The organism is Pseudomonas sp. OV546 (genome assembly GCF_900116845.1).
Taxonomy (GTDB): domain Bacteria; phylum Pseudomonadota; class Gammaproteobacteria; order Pseudomonadales; family Pseudomonadaceae; genus Aquipseudomonas; species Aquipseudomonas petroselini.
Genome location: NZ_FPCE01000010.1, coordinates 176,695 through 191,309 on the forward strand (window position 1 = coordinate 176,695; position 14,615 = coordinate 191,309).

A 14,615-nucleotide genomic window follows, 5' to 3' on the forward strand; every position below is an offset into this window, starting at 1 on the left:
CACATTTACCTCGTTTCTTCAGTCAGATCTGTCCTCAATAAACATAAGAAGAGGCATCCCCCATGCACCCTGAGTCCTTCACCGGGCAGGCTTCTCTCGTCACGCCTACCAGAAAGCGTTTTTTCATCATGGTGCTGCTGTTTATCACTGTGGTGATCAACTACCTCGACCGCAGCAACCTGTCGATCGCAGCGCCCGCGCTGACCAGTGAACTGGGCATCGACCCGGTGCACGTCGGGCTGATTTTCTCCGCGTTCGGCTGGACCTACGCCGCCATGCAAATCCCCGGCGGCTGGCTGGTGGACCGCGTGCCGCCGCGCATTCTCTACACCGCTGCACTGCTGTTGTGGTCCATTGCCACCGTGATGCTCGGCTTCGCTGCCAGCTTTATCGCGCTGTTCGTGCTGCGTATGGCGGTGGGGGCGTTGGAAGCCCCGGCTTACCCGATCAACAGCCGCGTGGTCACCACGTGGTTTCCCGAGCGCGAGCGCGCCACGGCGATTGGCGTGTACACGTCCGGGCAGTTTGTCGGGCTGGCGTTTCTCACGCCGGTATTGGCTTGGCTGCAGCACGCATTTGGCTGGCACATGGTGTTTGTCGCCACGGGCGGCGTGGGCATCCTGTGGGCGGTGATCTGGTACGCGGTGTATCGCGAGCCCAAGGATTTCAAAGGCGCCAACGCCGCGGAGATCGAGCTGATCCGTGAAGGGGGCGGGCTGGTGGATATGCAGGCGAAAACGGTCAAGGCGCCGTTCAGCTGGGTTGACCTGGGCATCGTGTTGAGCAAGCGCAAACTCTGGGGCATCTACCTGGGTCAGTTCTGCCTGAACTCCACGCTCTGGTTCTTCCTGACCTGGTTCCCGACCTACCTGGTGAAATATCGCGGCATGGACTTCATCAAGTCCGGCCTGCTGGCGTCGTTGCCGTTTCTCGCGGCGTTTGTCGGCGTGCTGTGTTCCGGGGTGTTTTCCGACTGGCTGATTCGTCGCGGCGCGTCGGTGGGGTTTGCGCGCAAGTTGCCGATCATTGGTGGGTTGCTGATTTCCACGGCGATCATCGGCGCCAACTACGTGGACTCGACGGCGTGGGTGATTGCGTTCCTGGCGGTGGCGTTCTTCGGCAATGGCCTGGCCTCGATTACCTGGTCGCTGGTGTCGACACTGGCCCCCGCACGCTTGCTGGGATTGACCGGTGGCGTGTTCAACTTTATCGGCAACTTGGCGGCAATTACCACGCCGATTGTGATTGGCTTCCTGGCCAGTGGCGATTCGTTTGCGCCGGCGATCACTTATATCGCGGTGCTGGCGTTGCTGGGCGCGCTTTCCTATGTGTTGCTGGTCGGTAAGGTGGAGCGAATCGAGCTCAATGAATAACCCACGGTCAGGCGCTTGTCGTGGTGAGCGGGCTTGCCCCGCGTTGGGCTGCGCAGCAGCCCCATTGAGGCCGCTGCGTTTGGTCAGGTGTTACGCGCTGACCGTTCTGGGGGCGCTTTGCACCCCAACGCGGGGCAAGCCCGCTCACCACAGAAGCTAAGTCGCCACCCTATCGTCCGGGCTTAGTTGAGGACGCCGTCGAGAATCTCGTAGACGATGCCGGTGCCCACCGCGATCAACACCACGTCCGGCCCGGAACGGCGCCATTCATAACCTGGATACACCGGGAGGCGCGCCAGTGCACGGTTGTCCAGGCGTTCGCCGTAATAACCACGAGGCAACGGCTGGCCACGCACCAGGCGTACATTCGGCGGCGGCGGCGCGCCACGGGAGAACTGGCCGTGGTTGTCGTGGATGATCTGCCGAACCGGGCCAAAGTCCTGGGGTGGGCCGCCGCGACGGTTATCCGGCGGGCCGCGATGGTCGTCGCCACGTTGTTCGTGCTGGCCTTGCGGGCCGCCACGGTCTGGGCCGCCTTGGTCATAAGGCGCGGCCTGCACCAGGGCGCTGGCGCCAAGCACCAGCACGCCAAGGCCCGCAATCACGGATTTGGGCATTTTCATCGGGTATTCCTCAGGGCACACCTACAAAAAAGGGATCTCGAACACGGTTCGAAATCCCTTGGTCTTGCTGTTTAGGCCGTGCCCGAGCGGGTTGATTCCTCTGTATCAGGAACTTTACCTACTGGTTACGGAGCCTTTACTTACGAGCGTTACGAACGCCTTCCGATAGCGCCGCACACAGGCTCAACACGCCGTCGATGGCTTGCTGGTCGTTGCTGGCGTTGGCGATGTGATCGATCAGCGCCGAACCCACCACCACTCCGTCGGCCAGACGGGCGATGGCCGCCGCTTGTTCCGGCGTACGGATACCGAAGCCGATGCTGATCGGCAGGTCGGTATGACGACGCAGACGGGTCACGGCTTCCTCGACGTGTTCCAGGGTCGCGGCGCCGGCACCGGTCACGCCGGCCACCGACACGTAGTACACAAAGCCGGAGCTGCCGTTCAGGACTGTCGGCAAGCGCACATCGTCAGTGGTCGGCGTGGTCAGGCGGATAAAGTCGATGCCGGCGGCCTGGGCCGGGTCGCACAGCTCGCCGTTATGCTCTGGTGGCATGTCGACCACGATCAGGCCGTCGACCCCGGCTTCCTTGGCGTCAGCGATGAACTTAAGCACACCGTATTTATGGATCGGGTTGAAGTAGCCCATCAACACCAGTGGCGTGTCGTTGTTGTCCTTGCGGAACTCGCGAACCATCTGCAGGGTTTTCACCAGGTTCTGCTTGGCTTCCAGCGCGCGGATGTTGGCCAGCTGGATTGCCGGGCCGTCGGCCATTGGGTCGGTGAACGGCATGCCCAGTTCGATCACATCGGCGCCGGCGGCCGGCAAACCTTTGAGGATCGCCAGGGAGGTGTCATAGCCAGGATCGCCAGCAGTGACGAAGGTCACCAGGGCGGCGCGATTCTGTTCGTTCAGCTGCGCAAAGCGGGTTTGCAGGCGGCTCATCAGTGTTTCTCCTGCTTAGCGGTTTCCATATGGTGCATCACCGTCTGCATGTCTTTGTCGCCACGGCCCGAGAGGTTGACCACCATCAGGTGATCCTTCGGCAAGGTCGGTGCACGCTTGAACACTTCGGCCAGGGCGTGGGCGCTTTCCAGTGCAGGAATGATCCCTTCCAGGCGGCAGCATTTATGGAACGCGTCCAGGGCTTCGTCGTCGGTCACCGAGGTGTACTGGACGCGGCCGATATCATGCAACCAGGCGTGTTCAGGGCCGATGCCGGGGTAGTCCAGGCCTGCGGAAATAGAGTGGGCGTCGATGATCTGGCCGTCGTCGTCCTGCAACAGGAAGGTGCGGTTGCCGTGCAGCACGCCCGGTACGCCGCCGTTGAGGCTGGCGGCGTGCTTGCCGGTCTCGATGCCGTAGCCGGCCGCTTCAACGCCGATGATCTCGACGCTGGTGTCATCCAGGAACGGGTGGAACAGGCCCATGGCATTGGAACCGCCGCCGATGCACGCCACCAGGCTGTCCGGCAGGCGGCCTTCCTGGGCTTGCAACTGGTCGCGGGTTTCCTTGCCGATTACGGCCTGGAAGTCACGCACCATGGCAGGGTACGGGTGTGGGCCGGCCACGGTGCCGATCAGGTAGAACGTGTCGTCGACGTTGGTCACCCAGTCACGCAGGGCTTCGTTCATCGCATCTTTGAGGGTGCCGGTGCCGGCCACCACCGGGATCACTTCGGCGCCCAACAGCTTCATGCGGAACACGTTGGCTTGCTGGCGCTCGATGTCGGTGGTGCCCATGTAGATCACGCATTGCAGACCAAAGCGAGCAGCCACGGTGGCAGTGGCCACGCCGTGCATGCCGGCGCCGGTCTCGGCGATGATGCGTTTTTTGCCCATGCGCCGTGCCAAAAGGATTTGGCCGATGCAGTTGTTAATCTTGTGCGCGCCGGTGTGGTTCAGCTCTTCGCGCTTGAGGTAGATCTTGGCGCCGCCGCAGAACTCGGTCAGCCGCTCGGCGAAATACAGCGGGCTTGGACGGCCGACGTAGTCGCGCTGGAAGTAGGCCAATTCTTCTTTGAATGCCGGATCGTCCTTGGCCGCTTCGTATTCGCGGGCCAGGTCGAGGATCAACGGCATCAGGGTTTCAGCGACGTAACGGCCGCCGAACGCGCCAAACAGGCCGTTGGCGTCTGGGCCGTTGCGTAGATCGGTCTGGGACTGAGTCATGGGAGGCTCCAGGTAAGCATTCGTGTGAAAAGCAATGACGGCCACTCTACCCCTGACGTTCCACGCTGAAAACCGATAAGATCGCCGCAACCTGTCAGGAAAACTCACAAATGAGCCGAGACCTTCCGCCCCTTAACGCCTTGCGTGCCTTTGAAGCGACAGCGCGGCTCAATAGCGTCAGCCAGGCCGCCGAGCAATTGCACGTGACCCATGGCGCCGTCAGCCGTCAGTTGAAGGTGTTGGAAGAGCACTTGGGTATCAGCCTGTTCGTCAAGGATGGGCGTGGCCTTAAACTCACAGATTCCGGCGTGCGTTTGCGTGATGCCAGCGCCGAGGCGTTCGACCGGCTGCGAGATGTGTGCGCCGAGCTGACCCAAAGCAGCGCCGATGCACCGTTCGTGCTGGGTTGCTCGGGTAGCTTGCTGGCACGCTGGTTGATCCCGCGCCTGGGGCGCTTGAACGCCGACCTGCCGGATTTGCGCCTGCACCTCTCGGCGGGTGACGGTGATCTCGACCCCAGGCGGCCGGGTCTGGATGCCTTGCTGGTATTCGCAGAGCCGCCGTGGCCGGCGGATATGCAGGTGTATGAACTGGCCAGCGAGCGCATCGGGCCTGTGATGAGCCCACGGTATGCCGGCTACGAGCACTTGCGCCAGGCTCCCGCCCAGGCCTTGTGTGATGAAGCGTTATTGCACACCACCTCCCGCCCGCAAGCCTGGCCCAGTTGGGCGCAGCAACACGGCATCGCGCCCGGCGCACTGAAGCATGGCCAGGGGTTCGAGCATTTGTATTATTTGCTGGAGGCGGCAGTGGCGGGATTGGGGGTGGCGATTGCACCCGAGCCATTGGTGGCAGAGGACCTGCGAGCAGGCCGCCTAGTGGCGCCGTGGGGGTTCAGTGAAACCCCGGCGCACTTGGCGTTGTGGCTACCCAAGCGCGCCGCAGACGGGCGCGCTGGGCAACTGGCGCAGTGGCTCAAGGCTGAGCTGTTGCGCGAGCCGGTTTAGCCGGTAAACAATCAGTCACCACGTTTGCACAGCAGATAAGCAGCCAGCAGACCCAGTGCACCGACAGCGACGCCGGCTGTGGTCCATGGGTGCTCTTGTGCGTAATCCCGGGTGGCAACACCGGTTTCGCGGATTTTGACTTTGCTTTCTTCGTAGGCATCGCTGATCAGGTGACGGGAGTGCTTGAGGGCATTCTCGGCGTTGCTTTTCAGGGCCTTCAACGTTTTGCGCGACTCATCGGACGCATCGTCCTTGAGGCTCTCCAGAGACTTGAGCAGGCTCGAAATCTCGGCTTCCATGCTTTCCAGCGATGCTTTGCGTAAAGAAGTGTTAGCCATTTGGACTCTCCTGAAGTGATTGAGTGGCGTGTGTAGATACCGACTGCGGCCGTTTCAGAAAGTGCAGTAAATCTGAACTTTCAGGTAGGAACCGTCGCCTGAAGCAGTACGAACATTGACTGCTACGCTCACTAGAGACCTCAGGAGAAACGCCATGTCTGATCATCACACGTACAAGAAAGTCGAACTGGTGGGTTCATCGACGACCAGCATCGAGGACGCCATCAACAACGCAATCGCCGAAGCCAACAAGAGCATCAAGCACTTGGAGTGGTTTGAGGTGGCTGAAACCCGTGGCCACATCAAAGACGGCAAGGTCGCGCACTATCAGGTCACCCTCAAGGTGGGATTCCGAATTGCCAGTAGTTGATCGCATCGGTTGAACTTGCCGACTGGCCGATTGCCATAACCTGCGCTACAACCAATGGGTGCCGATGCCACGAGCGTCGGCACGCTCTTTTTGATCAGCGCAAGGAAAGTAACGGATGAAGAAGTTCCTGTTAGCGGTAGGTTTGTTGAGCATTGCCGGCACAGCCCTGGCGGCGGGCAAGCCTTGTGAAGAGCTGAAAAGCGAGATTGCAGCGAAAATCGACGCCAAGGGCGCTTCGGGTTATTCGCTGGAAGTGGTGGACAAAGGCGCTGCAGCCGATGGCTACACCGTAGTCGGCAGCTGCGAAGCCGGCACCAAGGAAATCGCCTACAAGCGCGGTTAACCTCGTGCTCCGGACATAAAACCGACGTACTTGTGGCGAGGGAGCTTGCTCCCGCTGGAGTGCGCAGCACTCCCGTTTTTTGGGGCCGCTACGCAGCCCAGCGGGAGCAAGCTCCCTCGCCACAAGTGCGTCGGTTTTTTTCGCGTGGGATTTAGCCCTTCATTACTTGCGCGAGCAGCTCGTAGGAATGAATCCGGTCAGCATGTTCGTACAGGTCGCTGGTAAAAATCAGCTCGTCGGCGCCGGTTTGCTCGATCAACACTTCCAGTTTGGCGCGGATCTTCGCTGGGCCACCGACCATCGCCAGGCCGAGGAAGCTGCCGACCGCCTCTTTTTCATGGGGTAACCACAGGCCATCCATGCTGTCGACCGGAGGGCGCTGCACCAGGCTCTGCCCGCGCATCAGCGCGAGAATGCGTTGGTACACGGAGGTCGCCAAGTAGTCCGCCTGTTCATCGGTGTCCGCCGCAACCAACGGAATGCCGAGCATCACGTAGGGCTTCTCCAGCACGGCCGAAGGCTTGAAGTGGTTGCGGTACACGCGGATCGCTTCATGCATCAGGCGCGGTGCGAAATGCGAGGCGAAGGCGTAAGGCAAACCGCGCTCACCGGCGAGCTGTGCACTGAATAGGCTGGAGCCCAGCAGCCACACCGGTACGTTGGTACCGGTGCCCGGCACGGCGATCACCCGTTGGTCAGGCGTACGTGGGCCGAGGTAGGCCATCAATTCGGCTACATCGTCCGGGAAGTCATCGGCGCTGCCGGAGCGTTCACGGCGCAGGGCACGGGCGGTCATCTGGTCTGAGCCGGGCGCGCGGCCCAGGCCCAGGTCGATACGGCCGGGGTAGAGACTTTCGAGGGTACCGAACTGTTCGGCAATCACCAGAGGCGCGTGGTTGGGCAGCATCACACCGCCGGAACCGACGCGAATGGTCGAAGTGCCACCGGCCAGGTAACCCAGCAACACCGAGGTGGCCGAGCTGGCGATGCCGTCCATGTTGTGGTGTTCAGCCACCCAGAAACGGTTGTAGCCGAACTTTTCCACGTGCTGGGCCAGGTCCAGTGAATTGCGCAGCGACTGCGCCGGACTGCCGTTGGCCCGCACGGGCACCAGGTCGAGGGTCGAGAACTTTACGTCGGACAACGATTTCATAAGCCTGCTTCTCCAATGGGGGCGCAGGCTTCTTAGACGAACCAAAACCTGCCGCTTCATGTGCATGTTCTATGCAATGAGGGCATATACCCGAGATTCAATAGCGAGCGTAGAAATTTCCTACTAAATCGCTAGGTTTCTCCGACAAGATGAACTTTGCCGGGCCGTCTATCCTCAGAACCCTTACTGAAGCAAAACCACCGTTCGAGGAGACCGCTATGAGTATCGTTAAAAAAGCATCCGCGCATTGGGAAGGTGACCTGAAGACTGGCCTGGGTTCCATTTCCACGGAAACCGGCGTGCTGCGTGAAGCGCCCTACGGCTTCAAGGCCCGTTTCGAGGGCGGCAAGGGCACCAACCCGGAAGAATTGATCGGCGCAGCCCATGCCGGCTGTTTCTCCATGGCGTTTTCCATGATTCTTGGCGATGCCGGGCTCAAGGCTGACAGCATCGACACCCAGGCTGAAGTGACCCTGGACCAGGTTGAAGGTGGTTTTGCGATCACCGCCGTGCATTTGATCCTTAAGGCCAAGATTCCCGGCGCGAGCCAGGCGCAGTTCGATGAACTGAGCAAAAAGGCCAAGGAAGGGTGCCCGGTGTCCAAGGTGCTGAACGCGAAAATCAGCCTGGATGCCACCTTGGTTGGCTAACGCAGCAGGTCCAATGTGGGAGGGGGCTTGCCCCCTCCCACATTTAGTTCTGCGTTGGATCAGAACTCGTGTTTTGTAAGTGTGGTCCTATTACCATGCAGCCTTAGCCGCACACTCGTGCGCAATGCATTCAGGGAGCTTCAAACATGAAACGTTTTGCCTTGGCAATCATCTGCGGTGTATTGGCCACCTCGGCTGTGGCCGCACCAAAAGACTGCGAAGAGCTCAGGAAAGAGATCGAGGTCAAGATCCAGGCTAACGCGGTTCCGTCCTACACCCTGGAGATCGTCAGCAAGGAAGAAGCCGACAAGCACGACAGCGCCATGGTTGTCGGCAGCTGTGAGAACGGCACCAAGGCCATCGTCTACCAGAAGAACAACGACTGATCAGAGGCAGTTGACGCTGCGTTCTTCCGCGAGCAACTGACGCGCCGAGTCATACAACCGGATATTGGGTGTGAAGGCCAGCGAGCGCCCTTCCAGCACATAGCGCTGGCCGGCCTGGAAGTGATCGTATTCCAGGGTCATGAAGCAGGTGCGGTACATCATCTGGCTCAGCCCACCCAAACCGCCGCCCGCGGGCACTTCAAAGTCGAAACGCACCATCAGTTCATGATGGCCGGGCGGGAACTGGAAGAAACGCCCGTCATCCAGGTTCTTGCCGTCCAGGCGCTGCGCCATCACCAGCTTGGACCCCGGCGTAGGCGTGGTGAAATCGACCCAGGTTTGCTGCGGGTCCACCGGCGGTACGGGCGTGGTGGTGCAGGCACTGAGGAACAGGGCGGCGACGGGAAACAAGAGCTGACGCATGGCAGGCACTCGACGGAAAGAGAGAATTGAGCCCGGCGCCGACGGCAGCAGACTCCCTATGAGTATAAACACGTCATGCGATGAAAAAATTCCGTGCGGGCGCGATAGTCTGGCGAGCAAATTACCCAGGAGCGGTCGGGGCATGGTCAGGCGTTTTCTTCCAGGGTTGATGGTTGTGCTGCTCAGCGGCTGCTCCAGTGTCAGTTATTACGGCCAGTTGGCCAGTGGTCAGTGGCAATTGCTACGCGCCCGGGAGCCGGTGGCGCAGGTGATTGCCGACCCTTCCCGCCCAGCGTTATTGCGCGAGCATCTGGCGCAATCGCAAAAGGCGCGCACGTTCGCCAGTGAACACCTGCACCTGCCCGACAACCAGAGTTACAGGTTGTATGCCGACATCGGCCGGCCCTATGTGGTCTGGAACGTCTTTGCCACGCAGGAGTTTTCCCTGTCACCCGAAACCCATTGCTTCCCCATCGCCGGCTGTGTGGCCTATCGCGGTTACTACAACCAGGGCGCGGCGCGTGGCGAAGCCGCGTTGTTGAAGCAGCAGGGCATGGATGTGTCGATCGGTGGCGTCGAGGCCTATTCCACCTTGGGCTGGTTCAACGACCCGATCATGAATTCAATGATGAACTGGGGTGATGAGCGCCTGGCCACGCTGATCTTCCACGAGCTGGCGCACCAGCGTTTCTATGTGAAGGACGACACCGAGTTCAACGAGTCGTTTGCCAATTTTGTCGAGCAGGAGGGTACGCGCCAGTGGCGTGCTGCACGCGGTTTGGCAGCGGATAGCTTATCGACGTCGAAGCAGCGTGATCAATTTATCCAGTTAGTCCTCGATACCCGTCAACGTTTGGAAAAGCTCTACGCCCAACCGTTGGCAGCTGATGCGATGCGTCAGGCCAAGGCGGATCAGTTCGAGCGTTTGCGCGCCGAATATCGGCACATGCGCGATCACCAGTGGGGCGGGGATAAGCGTTATGACGCTTGGATCAACCAGCCCATGAACAATGCGCGGCTGTTGCCGTTTGGGTTGTATGACCAGTGGGTGCCGGCGTTTGCGGCGTTGTTTGCGCGGGAAGGTGGGGATTGGGTGAGGTTTTATGCGGCGGTGGAGAGGCTGGGTGGGTTGCCGGTGGGGCAGCGCAAGGCGGCGTTGAGGCAGTTGGAAGGGGGTGGCCTCTAGGGCCTCATCGGGGGCAAGCCCCCTCCCACATTTGAACGGCGTATACAGATCAACTGTGGGAGGGGGCTTGCCCCCGATGGCAGTCTCAAGACCGCTGCAAAAACGCCTGATGCATCTGTGCCAGGGTCTCGAAATGCCAAGTCGGCGCCTCGGCATTCAACTCTTCAAAACTGCCAAACCCATACCCCACCGCCGCCGAATCCAGCCCATTGCTGCGCGCACCGATCAGGTCATGCTTGCGGTCACCAATCATCAGGGTGGTGCTCGGGTCCAGGCCTTCTTCGCTGATCAAATGCGCGATCAGCTCGACCTTATTGGTACGCGTGCCGTCCAATTCGCTGCCGTAGATCACCTTGAAGTGCTTGGCGAAATCGAAATGCCGGGCGATCTCGCGGGCAAATATCCACGGCTTGGACGTCGCCACATAGAGCTGGCGGCCCTGGCTGCCCAGGTCTTCCAACAGCGGCATCACGCCGTCGAATACCCGGTTTTCATACAGGCCGGTGACCTTGAAGCGCTCGCGATAGAAATTCACCGCTTCCCAGGCCTTGGCCTCGTCGAAGTCGTAGAACTGCATGAAGGCTTGCAGCAACGGCGGGCCGATGAAGTGTTCCAGTTTACTCAGGTCCGGCTCGTCGATACCCAGCTTGCCGAGGGCGTACTGGATCGAGCGGGTGATGCCCTCGCGCGGGTCGGTGAGGGTGCCGTCCAGGTCGAACAGCACGGTTTGGTAAGGCAGGCTCATCGGTCGAATCCTTCAGCCAGGTGCAAGTCTTTGAGCTTCACGTAGTTCGCGGCGCTGTAGGTGAAAAAGGCGCGTTCCTTGTCAGTCAGTGGGCGGACCTGTTTAACCGGGCTGCCGACATACAAAAAACCGCTTTCGAGTTGCTTACCCGGCGGCACCAGGCTGCCGGCGCCGATGATCACGTCGTCCTCAACCACGGCGCCGTCCATCACGATGCTGCCCATGCCGATCAGGATGCGGCTGCCCACGGTGCAGCCATGCAGCATGACTTTGTGGGCGATGGTCACGTCGTCGCCGATCAACAGCGGGAAACCGTCCGGGTTGAAGGGGCCTGCATGGGTGATGTGCAGCACGCAGCCGTCCTGCACGCTGGTGCGCGCACCGATGCGGATGCGGTGCATGTCGCCACGGATCACGGTCAGTGGCCAGACCGAGCTGTCGGCGCCGATTTCGACATCGCCGATCACCACCGCCGAAATATCGACAAAAGCCCCGGCGCCCAGGGCCGGCGTGTGGTTCTGATAGGTGCGAAGGGTCACGATAGCCTCTCTCTCTTCTGCTGATAGCTGCGGTGGACGTTGATTGTAATTAAGATGGCCCCATCTTTGTTCTTACCTGTTTCTTCAGCCAAGGTGCCAACCGTGAGCGCGAACAACCCTCTTCTGCAGTCCTACGACCTGCCGCCGTTCTCGGCGATCCGTGCCGAGCACGTCCAGCCGGCCATCGAACAGATCCTCGCCGACAACCGCGTTGCCATCGAAGGCATCCTGCAAAGCCAGGGTAAAAACCCGACGTGGGCCGGCCTGGTCCTGGCCATGGATGAACTGAACGACCGCCTGGGCGCCGCCTGGAGCCCGGTCAGCCACCTTAATGCCGTGTGCAACAGTGCCGAACTGCGCGAAGCCTATGAAGGCTGCCTGCCGGCGTTGAGCGCCTACTCCACCGAGATGGGCCAGAACCGTGCGCTGTTCCAGGCCTTTGAAGCCCTGGCCAACAGCCCGGAAGCCGCCGGTTTCGACGTGGCGCAAAAAACCATCCTGGAACATTCTCTGCGCGACTTCCGCTTGTCGGGTATCGATTTGCCGCCCGAGCAGCAAAAACGCTACGCCGAAGTGCAAAGCAAACTGTCCGAGCTGGGCAGTAAGTTTTCCAACCAGTTGCTGGACGCCACCCAGGCCTGGACCAAACACGTGACCGATGAGGCCACCCTCGCCGGCCTGACCGATTCGGCCAAGGCGCAGATGGCTGCCGCTGCCCAGGCCAAAGGCCTCGACGGCTGGCTGATCACCCTGGAGTTCCCGAGCTACTACGCGGTGATGACCTACGCCCAGGACCGCGCCCTGCGTGAAGAAGTCTACGCGGCCTACTGCACCCGTGCGTCGGACCAAGGCCCGAATGCCGGTCAGCATGATAACGGCCCGGTGATGGAACAGATCCTCGACCTGCGTCAGGAGCTGGCTCAGTTGCTGGGTTACGCGTCGTTCTCGGAACTGAGCCTGGCCACCAAGATGGCCGAGTCCAGCGACCAAGTGCTGAGTTTCCTGCGTGACCTGGCCAAGCGCAGCAAGCCGTTTGCCGCCCAGGACTTGCAACAGCTCAAGGCTTACGCCGCCGAACAAGGCTGCGCCGACCTGCAAAGCTGGGACAGCGGTTTCTACGGCGAAAAACTCCGTGAACAACGCTACAGCGTGTCCCAGGAAGCCCTGCGCGCTTACTTCCCGATCGACAAAGTGTTCGGCGGCCTGTTTGCCATCGTGCAGCGCCTGTACGGCATCGAGATCGCCGAGCAGAAAGGCTTCGACACCTGGCACCCGGATGTCCGCCTGTTTGAAATCAAGGAAAACGGCCAGCACGTCGGCCGCTTCTTCTTCGACCTGTACGCCCGCGCCAACAAGCGCGGCGGTGCCTGGATGGACGGCGCCCGCGACCGTCGCCGCACGATTGACGGCGTGCTGCAAAGCCCGGTGGCCAACCTGGTGTGCAACTTCACCCCGGCCGACAGCGGCAAGCCTGCCCTGCTGACCCACGATGAAGTCACCACGCTGTTTCACGAGTTCGGCCACGGCCTGCATCACCTGTTGACGCGTGTTGAACACGCTGGCGTGTCCGGCATCAACGGTGTGGCCTGGGATGCGGTGGAGTTGCCGAGCCAGTTCATGGAGAACTGGTGCTGGGAGCCGGAGGGCCTGGCGCTGATCTCCGGTCACTATGAAACCGGTGAGCCACTGCCCCAGGACCTGCTGGAAAAAATGCTCGCAGCCAAGAACTTCCAGTCCGGCCTGATGATGGTGCGCCAGCTGGAATTCTCGCTGTTCGACTTCGAACTGCATGCCACCCACGGTGATGGCCGCAGCGTGGCGCAAGTGCTTGAAGGCGTGCGCGATGAGGTATCGGTGATGCGTCCGCCGGCCTACAACCGCTTCCCTAACAGCTTTGCGCATATCTTTGCCGGGGGGTATGCAGCGGGTTACTACAGCTACAAGTGGGCCGAAGTGCTGTCGGCGGATGCTTTCTCCAAGTTCGAGGAAGACGGCGTGCTCAATGCCGAGACCGGCCGTGCGTTCCGCGAAGCCATCCTGGCACGTGGCGGTTCCCAGGCACCGATGGTGCTGTTCGTCGACTTCCGCGGACGGGCGCCGTCGATTGACGCACTCTTGCGCCACAGCGGCCTGAGTGAGGACGCGGCAGCATGAGCGAAGGGCCTGTGATTACCAAAAAGCAATTTATCGCCGGGGCGGTCTGCCCGGCGTGCAGTGAGCCGGACAAGCTGAAGATGTGGACTGAGGACAACGTACCGCATCGCGAGTGTGTGGCCTGCGGTTATACCGACACCCTCAATGACCAGGGGCTGTCGGTGCCCAAGGAGTTGGGGACGCGGGTGAATACCTCGGCGTTGAAAGCGCCTGCGGACCCTAAGGTGCAGGCGGTGCAGTTTTTCCCCAACCCGAAGCTCAAGAAAGAGTAACGTCTGGTGCCCGCTCCCTGTGGGAGCGGGCTTGCCTGCGCCGCGGGCACGTCCGGCTCTCACAGCACGTGCACTACGGTGCTTTTTCGTCCTTGCCCGTTGTCGTGATCCAATCTTTCATCGAACACAGCGCAAATGCACTGGTGCTGCAATCGCCACTCGCCAACGCCGTGCGCAACTTGTCGACATCGGCGCGCATCATGTAGCGAACGCCGTCCTTGAAGCCATTGCTGGTGCCGAAACCGCCCAAGCTCATTTCGTTCAAGGCATCTTCCTTGCTCCATCCCTGGATCACTACCCGATACATCGCCGCCATCAGGCCGGTACGGTCAGAGCCGTGCTTGCAATGCATCAGCACAGGGCCGTTGGCCTCGGCTTCCCGGATAGCTCTCAGTGCCGCCAGCACGTCGGAGTCATCTACGTGGTTGGTGCGATAACTCAGCTGTACCTGTCGGATGTTGGGGGACTTGAGCCAATCGGCATCGGATTCCGGTAGGAAATTGATCACGGTGCCAATCTTCAGTTTTTCCAGCAGAGGCGCCGCGTTGCCGTCCGGTAGCGCGCTGCGGTAGAGCGTGGGCGTCATCTGGTGAAGGTTGTATTGGTTGCCCACAGGCTGCGCCCATTCGGCTGAACGGATGGACGTGGGCTCGTCGGCGTGGGCGTAAGCGCTGGTGAAGAGTGCCACGAGCGCGAGGCCCACACCCGACAACCATTGATTCTTGAGCATCTGTGACATGACCGGGCAGAAGGGTGGAGAGGGTGTTCAGCTTCGTCTGCCGGGGGTCAATGAGGCGTGAGGTGCCCGTCAAAGAATCGTGAATCCCTCAGTCTTTAGTCGCTGAAACGATTCTCTACATCCTTAGCCTGCTATCATTTGT

Annotated in this window: 18 protein-coding genes; 9 read left to right on the forward strand and 9 right to left on the reverse strand. The window is 60.8% G+C overall.

Features of this window, described 5'->3' with window-relative positions:
* The first annotated feature begins 62 nt into the window (after positions 1-62).
* The gene (locus BM403_RS22160; RefSeq protein WP_012721480.1) at positions 63-1,373 is read left to right on the forward strand and encodes an MFS transporter; all 1,311 of its coding nucleotides are present in this window, start codon (positions 63-65) and stop codon (positions 1,371-1,373) included.
* 182 nt (positions 1,374-1,555) lie between these two features.
* Here BM403_RS22160 and BM403_RS22165 read toward each other — a convergent pair whose 3' ends face one another.
* From BM403_RS22165 to trpB, 3 genes are all read right to left on the reverse strand, one after another.
* The gene (locus BM403_RS22165) at positions 1,556-1,996 is read right to left on the reverse strand and encodes an anti-virulence regulator CigR family protein (protein WP_012721481.1); all 441 of its coding nucleotides are present in this window, start codon (positions 1,994-1,996) and stop codon (positions 1,556-1,558) included.
* A gap of 136 nt (positions 1,997-2,132) precedes the next feature.
* Positions 2,133-2,942, reverse strand: coding sequence for a tryptophan synthase subunit alpha (gene trpA, locus BM403_RS22170; RefSeq protein ID WP_093544843.1), 810 nt, complete (start codon positions 2,940-2,942; stop codon positions 2,133-2,135).
* Complete coding sequence (gene trpB, locus BM403_RS22175) at positions 2,942-4,168, reverse strand: tryptophan synthase subunit beta (protein WP_012721483.1); 1,227 nt, start codon at positions 4,166-4,168, stop codon at positions 2,942-2,944. Before trpB ends, trpA begins: the two co-directional genes overlap by 1 nt.
* Positions 4,169-4,278: 110 nt before the next feature.
* Here trpB and BM403_RS22180 point away from each other — a divergent pair, with 110 nt between their 5' ends.
* Entirely contained in the window at positions 4,279-5,175 is an 897-nt protein-coding gene (locus BM403_RS22180; RefSeq protein WP_012721484.1) for a LysR family transcriptional regulator, read from the forward strand.
* An 11-nt stretch (positions 5,176-5,186) separates the two neighbouring features.
* Here BM403_RS22180 and BM403_RS22185 read toward each other — a convergent pair whose 3' ends face one another.
* The gene (locus BM403_RS22185) at positions 5,187-5,513 is read right to left on the reverse strand and encodes an ElaB/YgaM/YqjD family protein (RefSeq protein ID WP_003170746.1); all 327 of its coding nucleotides are present in this window, start codon (positions 5,511-5,513) and stop codon (positions 5,187-5,189) included.
* 154 nt (positions 5,514-5,667) lie between these two features.
* On the opposite strand from BM403_RS22185, the gene BM403_RS22190 reads away from it, so the two are divergent.
* Both BM403_RS22190 and BM403_RS22195 read left to right on the forward strand, forming a co-directional pair.
* Positions 5,668-5,883, forward strand: coding sequence for a dodecin (locus BM403_RS22190; protein ID WP_012721485.1), 216 nt, complete (start codon positions 5,668-5,670; stop codon positions 5,881-5,883).
* 115 nt (positions 5,884-5,998) lie between these two features.
* A complete protein-coding gene (locus tag BM403_RS22195) occupies positions 5,999-6,226 on the forward strand; it encodes a DUF1161 domain-containing protein (RefSeq protein ID WP_012721486.1) in 228 nt (75 codons plus the stop codon).
* Between the two features lie 151 nt (positions 6,227-6,377).
* Here BM403_RS22195 and BM403_RS22200 read toward each other — a convergent pair whose 3' ends face one another.
* Entirely contained in the window at positions 6,378-7,379 is a 1,002-nt protein-coding gene (locus BM403_RS22200; RefSeq protein ID WP_046035871.1) for an LLM class flavin-dependent oxidoreductase, read from the reverse strand.
* A gap of 218 nt (positions 7,380-7,597) precedes the next feature.
* Here BM403_RS22200 and BM403_RS22205 point away from each other — a divergent pair, with 218 nt between their 5' ends.
* Positions 7,598-8,029, forward strand: a complete 432-nt coding sequence (locus BM403_RS22205; protein WP_012721488.1) for an OsmC family protein — start codon at positions 7,598-7,600, stop codon at positions 8,027-8,029.
* 146 nt (positions 8,030-8,175) lie between these two features.
* On the forward strand, positions 8,176-8,415 hold the full coding sequence (locus BM403_RS22210; protein ID WP_010207769.1) for a DUF1161 domain-containing protein: 240 nt from the start codon (positions 8,176-8,178) through the stop codon (positions 8,413-8,415).
* On the opposite strand, the gene BM403_RS22215 is transcribed toward BM403_RS22210, so the two are convergent.
* Positions 8,416-8,838: a PA0061/PA0062 family lipoprotein gene (locus BM403_RS22215; protein ID WP_093544846.1), complete on the reverse strand. Its 423-nt coding sequence runs from the start codon at positions 8,836-8,838 to the stop codon at positions 8,416-8,418.
* A 142-nt stretch (positions 8,839-8,980) separates the two neighbouring features.
* Between BM403_RS22215 and BM403_RS22220 the strand changes: the two genes are divergently transcribed.
* On the forward strand, positions 8,981-10,024 hold the full coding sequence (locus tag BM403_RS22220) for an aminopeptidase (RefSeq protein WP_012721490.1): 1,044 nt from the start codon (positions 8,981-8,983) through the stop codon (positions 10,022-10,024).
* Positions 10,025-10,109: 85 nt separating this feature from the next.
* On the opposite strand, the gene BM403_RS22225 is transcribed toward BM403_RS22220, so the two are convergent.
* Together BM403_RS22225 and BM403_RS22230 are read right to left on the reverse strand one after the other, a co-directional pair.
* On the reverse strand, positions 10,110-10,769 hold the full coding sequence (locus BM403_RS22225) for an HAD family hydrolase (protein ID WP_046035874.1): 660 nt from the start codon (positions 10,767-10,769) through the stop codon (positions 10,110-10,112).
* Positions 10,766-11,308: a gamma carbonic anhydrase family protein gene (locus BM403_RS22230; protein ID WP_064053154.1), complete on the reverse strand. Its 543-nt coding sequence runs from the start codon at positions 11,306-11,308 to the stop codon at positions 10,766-10,768. Before BM403_RS22230 ends, BM403_RS22225 begins: the two co-directional genes overlap by 4 nt.
* 54 nt (positions 11,309-11,362) lie before the next feature.
* Here BM403_RS22230 and prlC point away from each other — a divergent pair, with 54 nt between their 5' ends.
* Together prlC and BM403_RS22240 are read left to right on the forward strand one after the other, a co-directional pair.
* The gene (prlC, locus tag BM403_RS22235; RefSeq protein WP_175538095.1) at positions 11,363-13,462 is read left to right on the forward strand and encodes an oligopeptidase A; all 2,100 of its coding nucleotides are present in this window, start codon (positions 11,363-11,365) and stop codon (positions 13,460-13,462) included.
* Positions 13,459-13,734 carry a YheV family putative zinc ribbon protein gene (locus BM403_RS22240; protein ID WP_012721494.1) on the forward strand — a complete coding sequence of 92 codons (276 nt, stop codon included), beginning with the start codon at positions 13,459-13,461 and terminating at the stop codon, positions 13,732-13,734. The genes prlC and BM403_RS22240 overlap by 4 nt, the downstream gene beginning before the upstream one ends.
* 73 nt (positions 13,735-13,807) lie before the next feature.
* Here BM403_RS22240 and BM403_RS22245 read toward each other — a convergent pair whose 3' ends face one another.
* The gene (locus BM403_RS22245; RefSeq protein ID WP_043206094.1) at positions 13,808-14,464 is read right to left on the reverse strand and encodes a phosphatase domain-containing protein; all 657 of its coding nucleotides are present in this window, start codon (positions 14,462-14,464) and stop codon (positions 13,808-13,810) included.
* Positions 14,465-14,615: the final 151 nt, after the last annotated feature.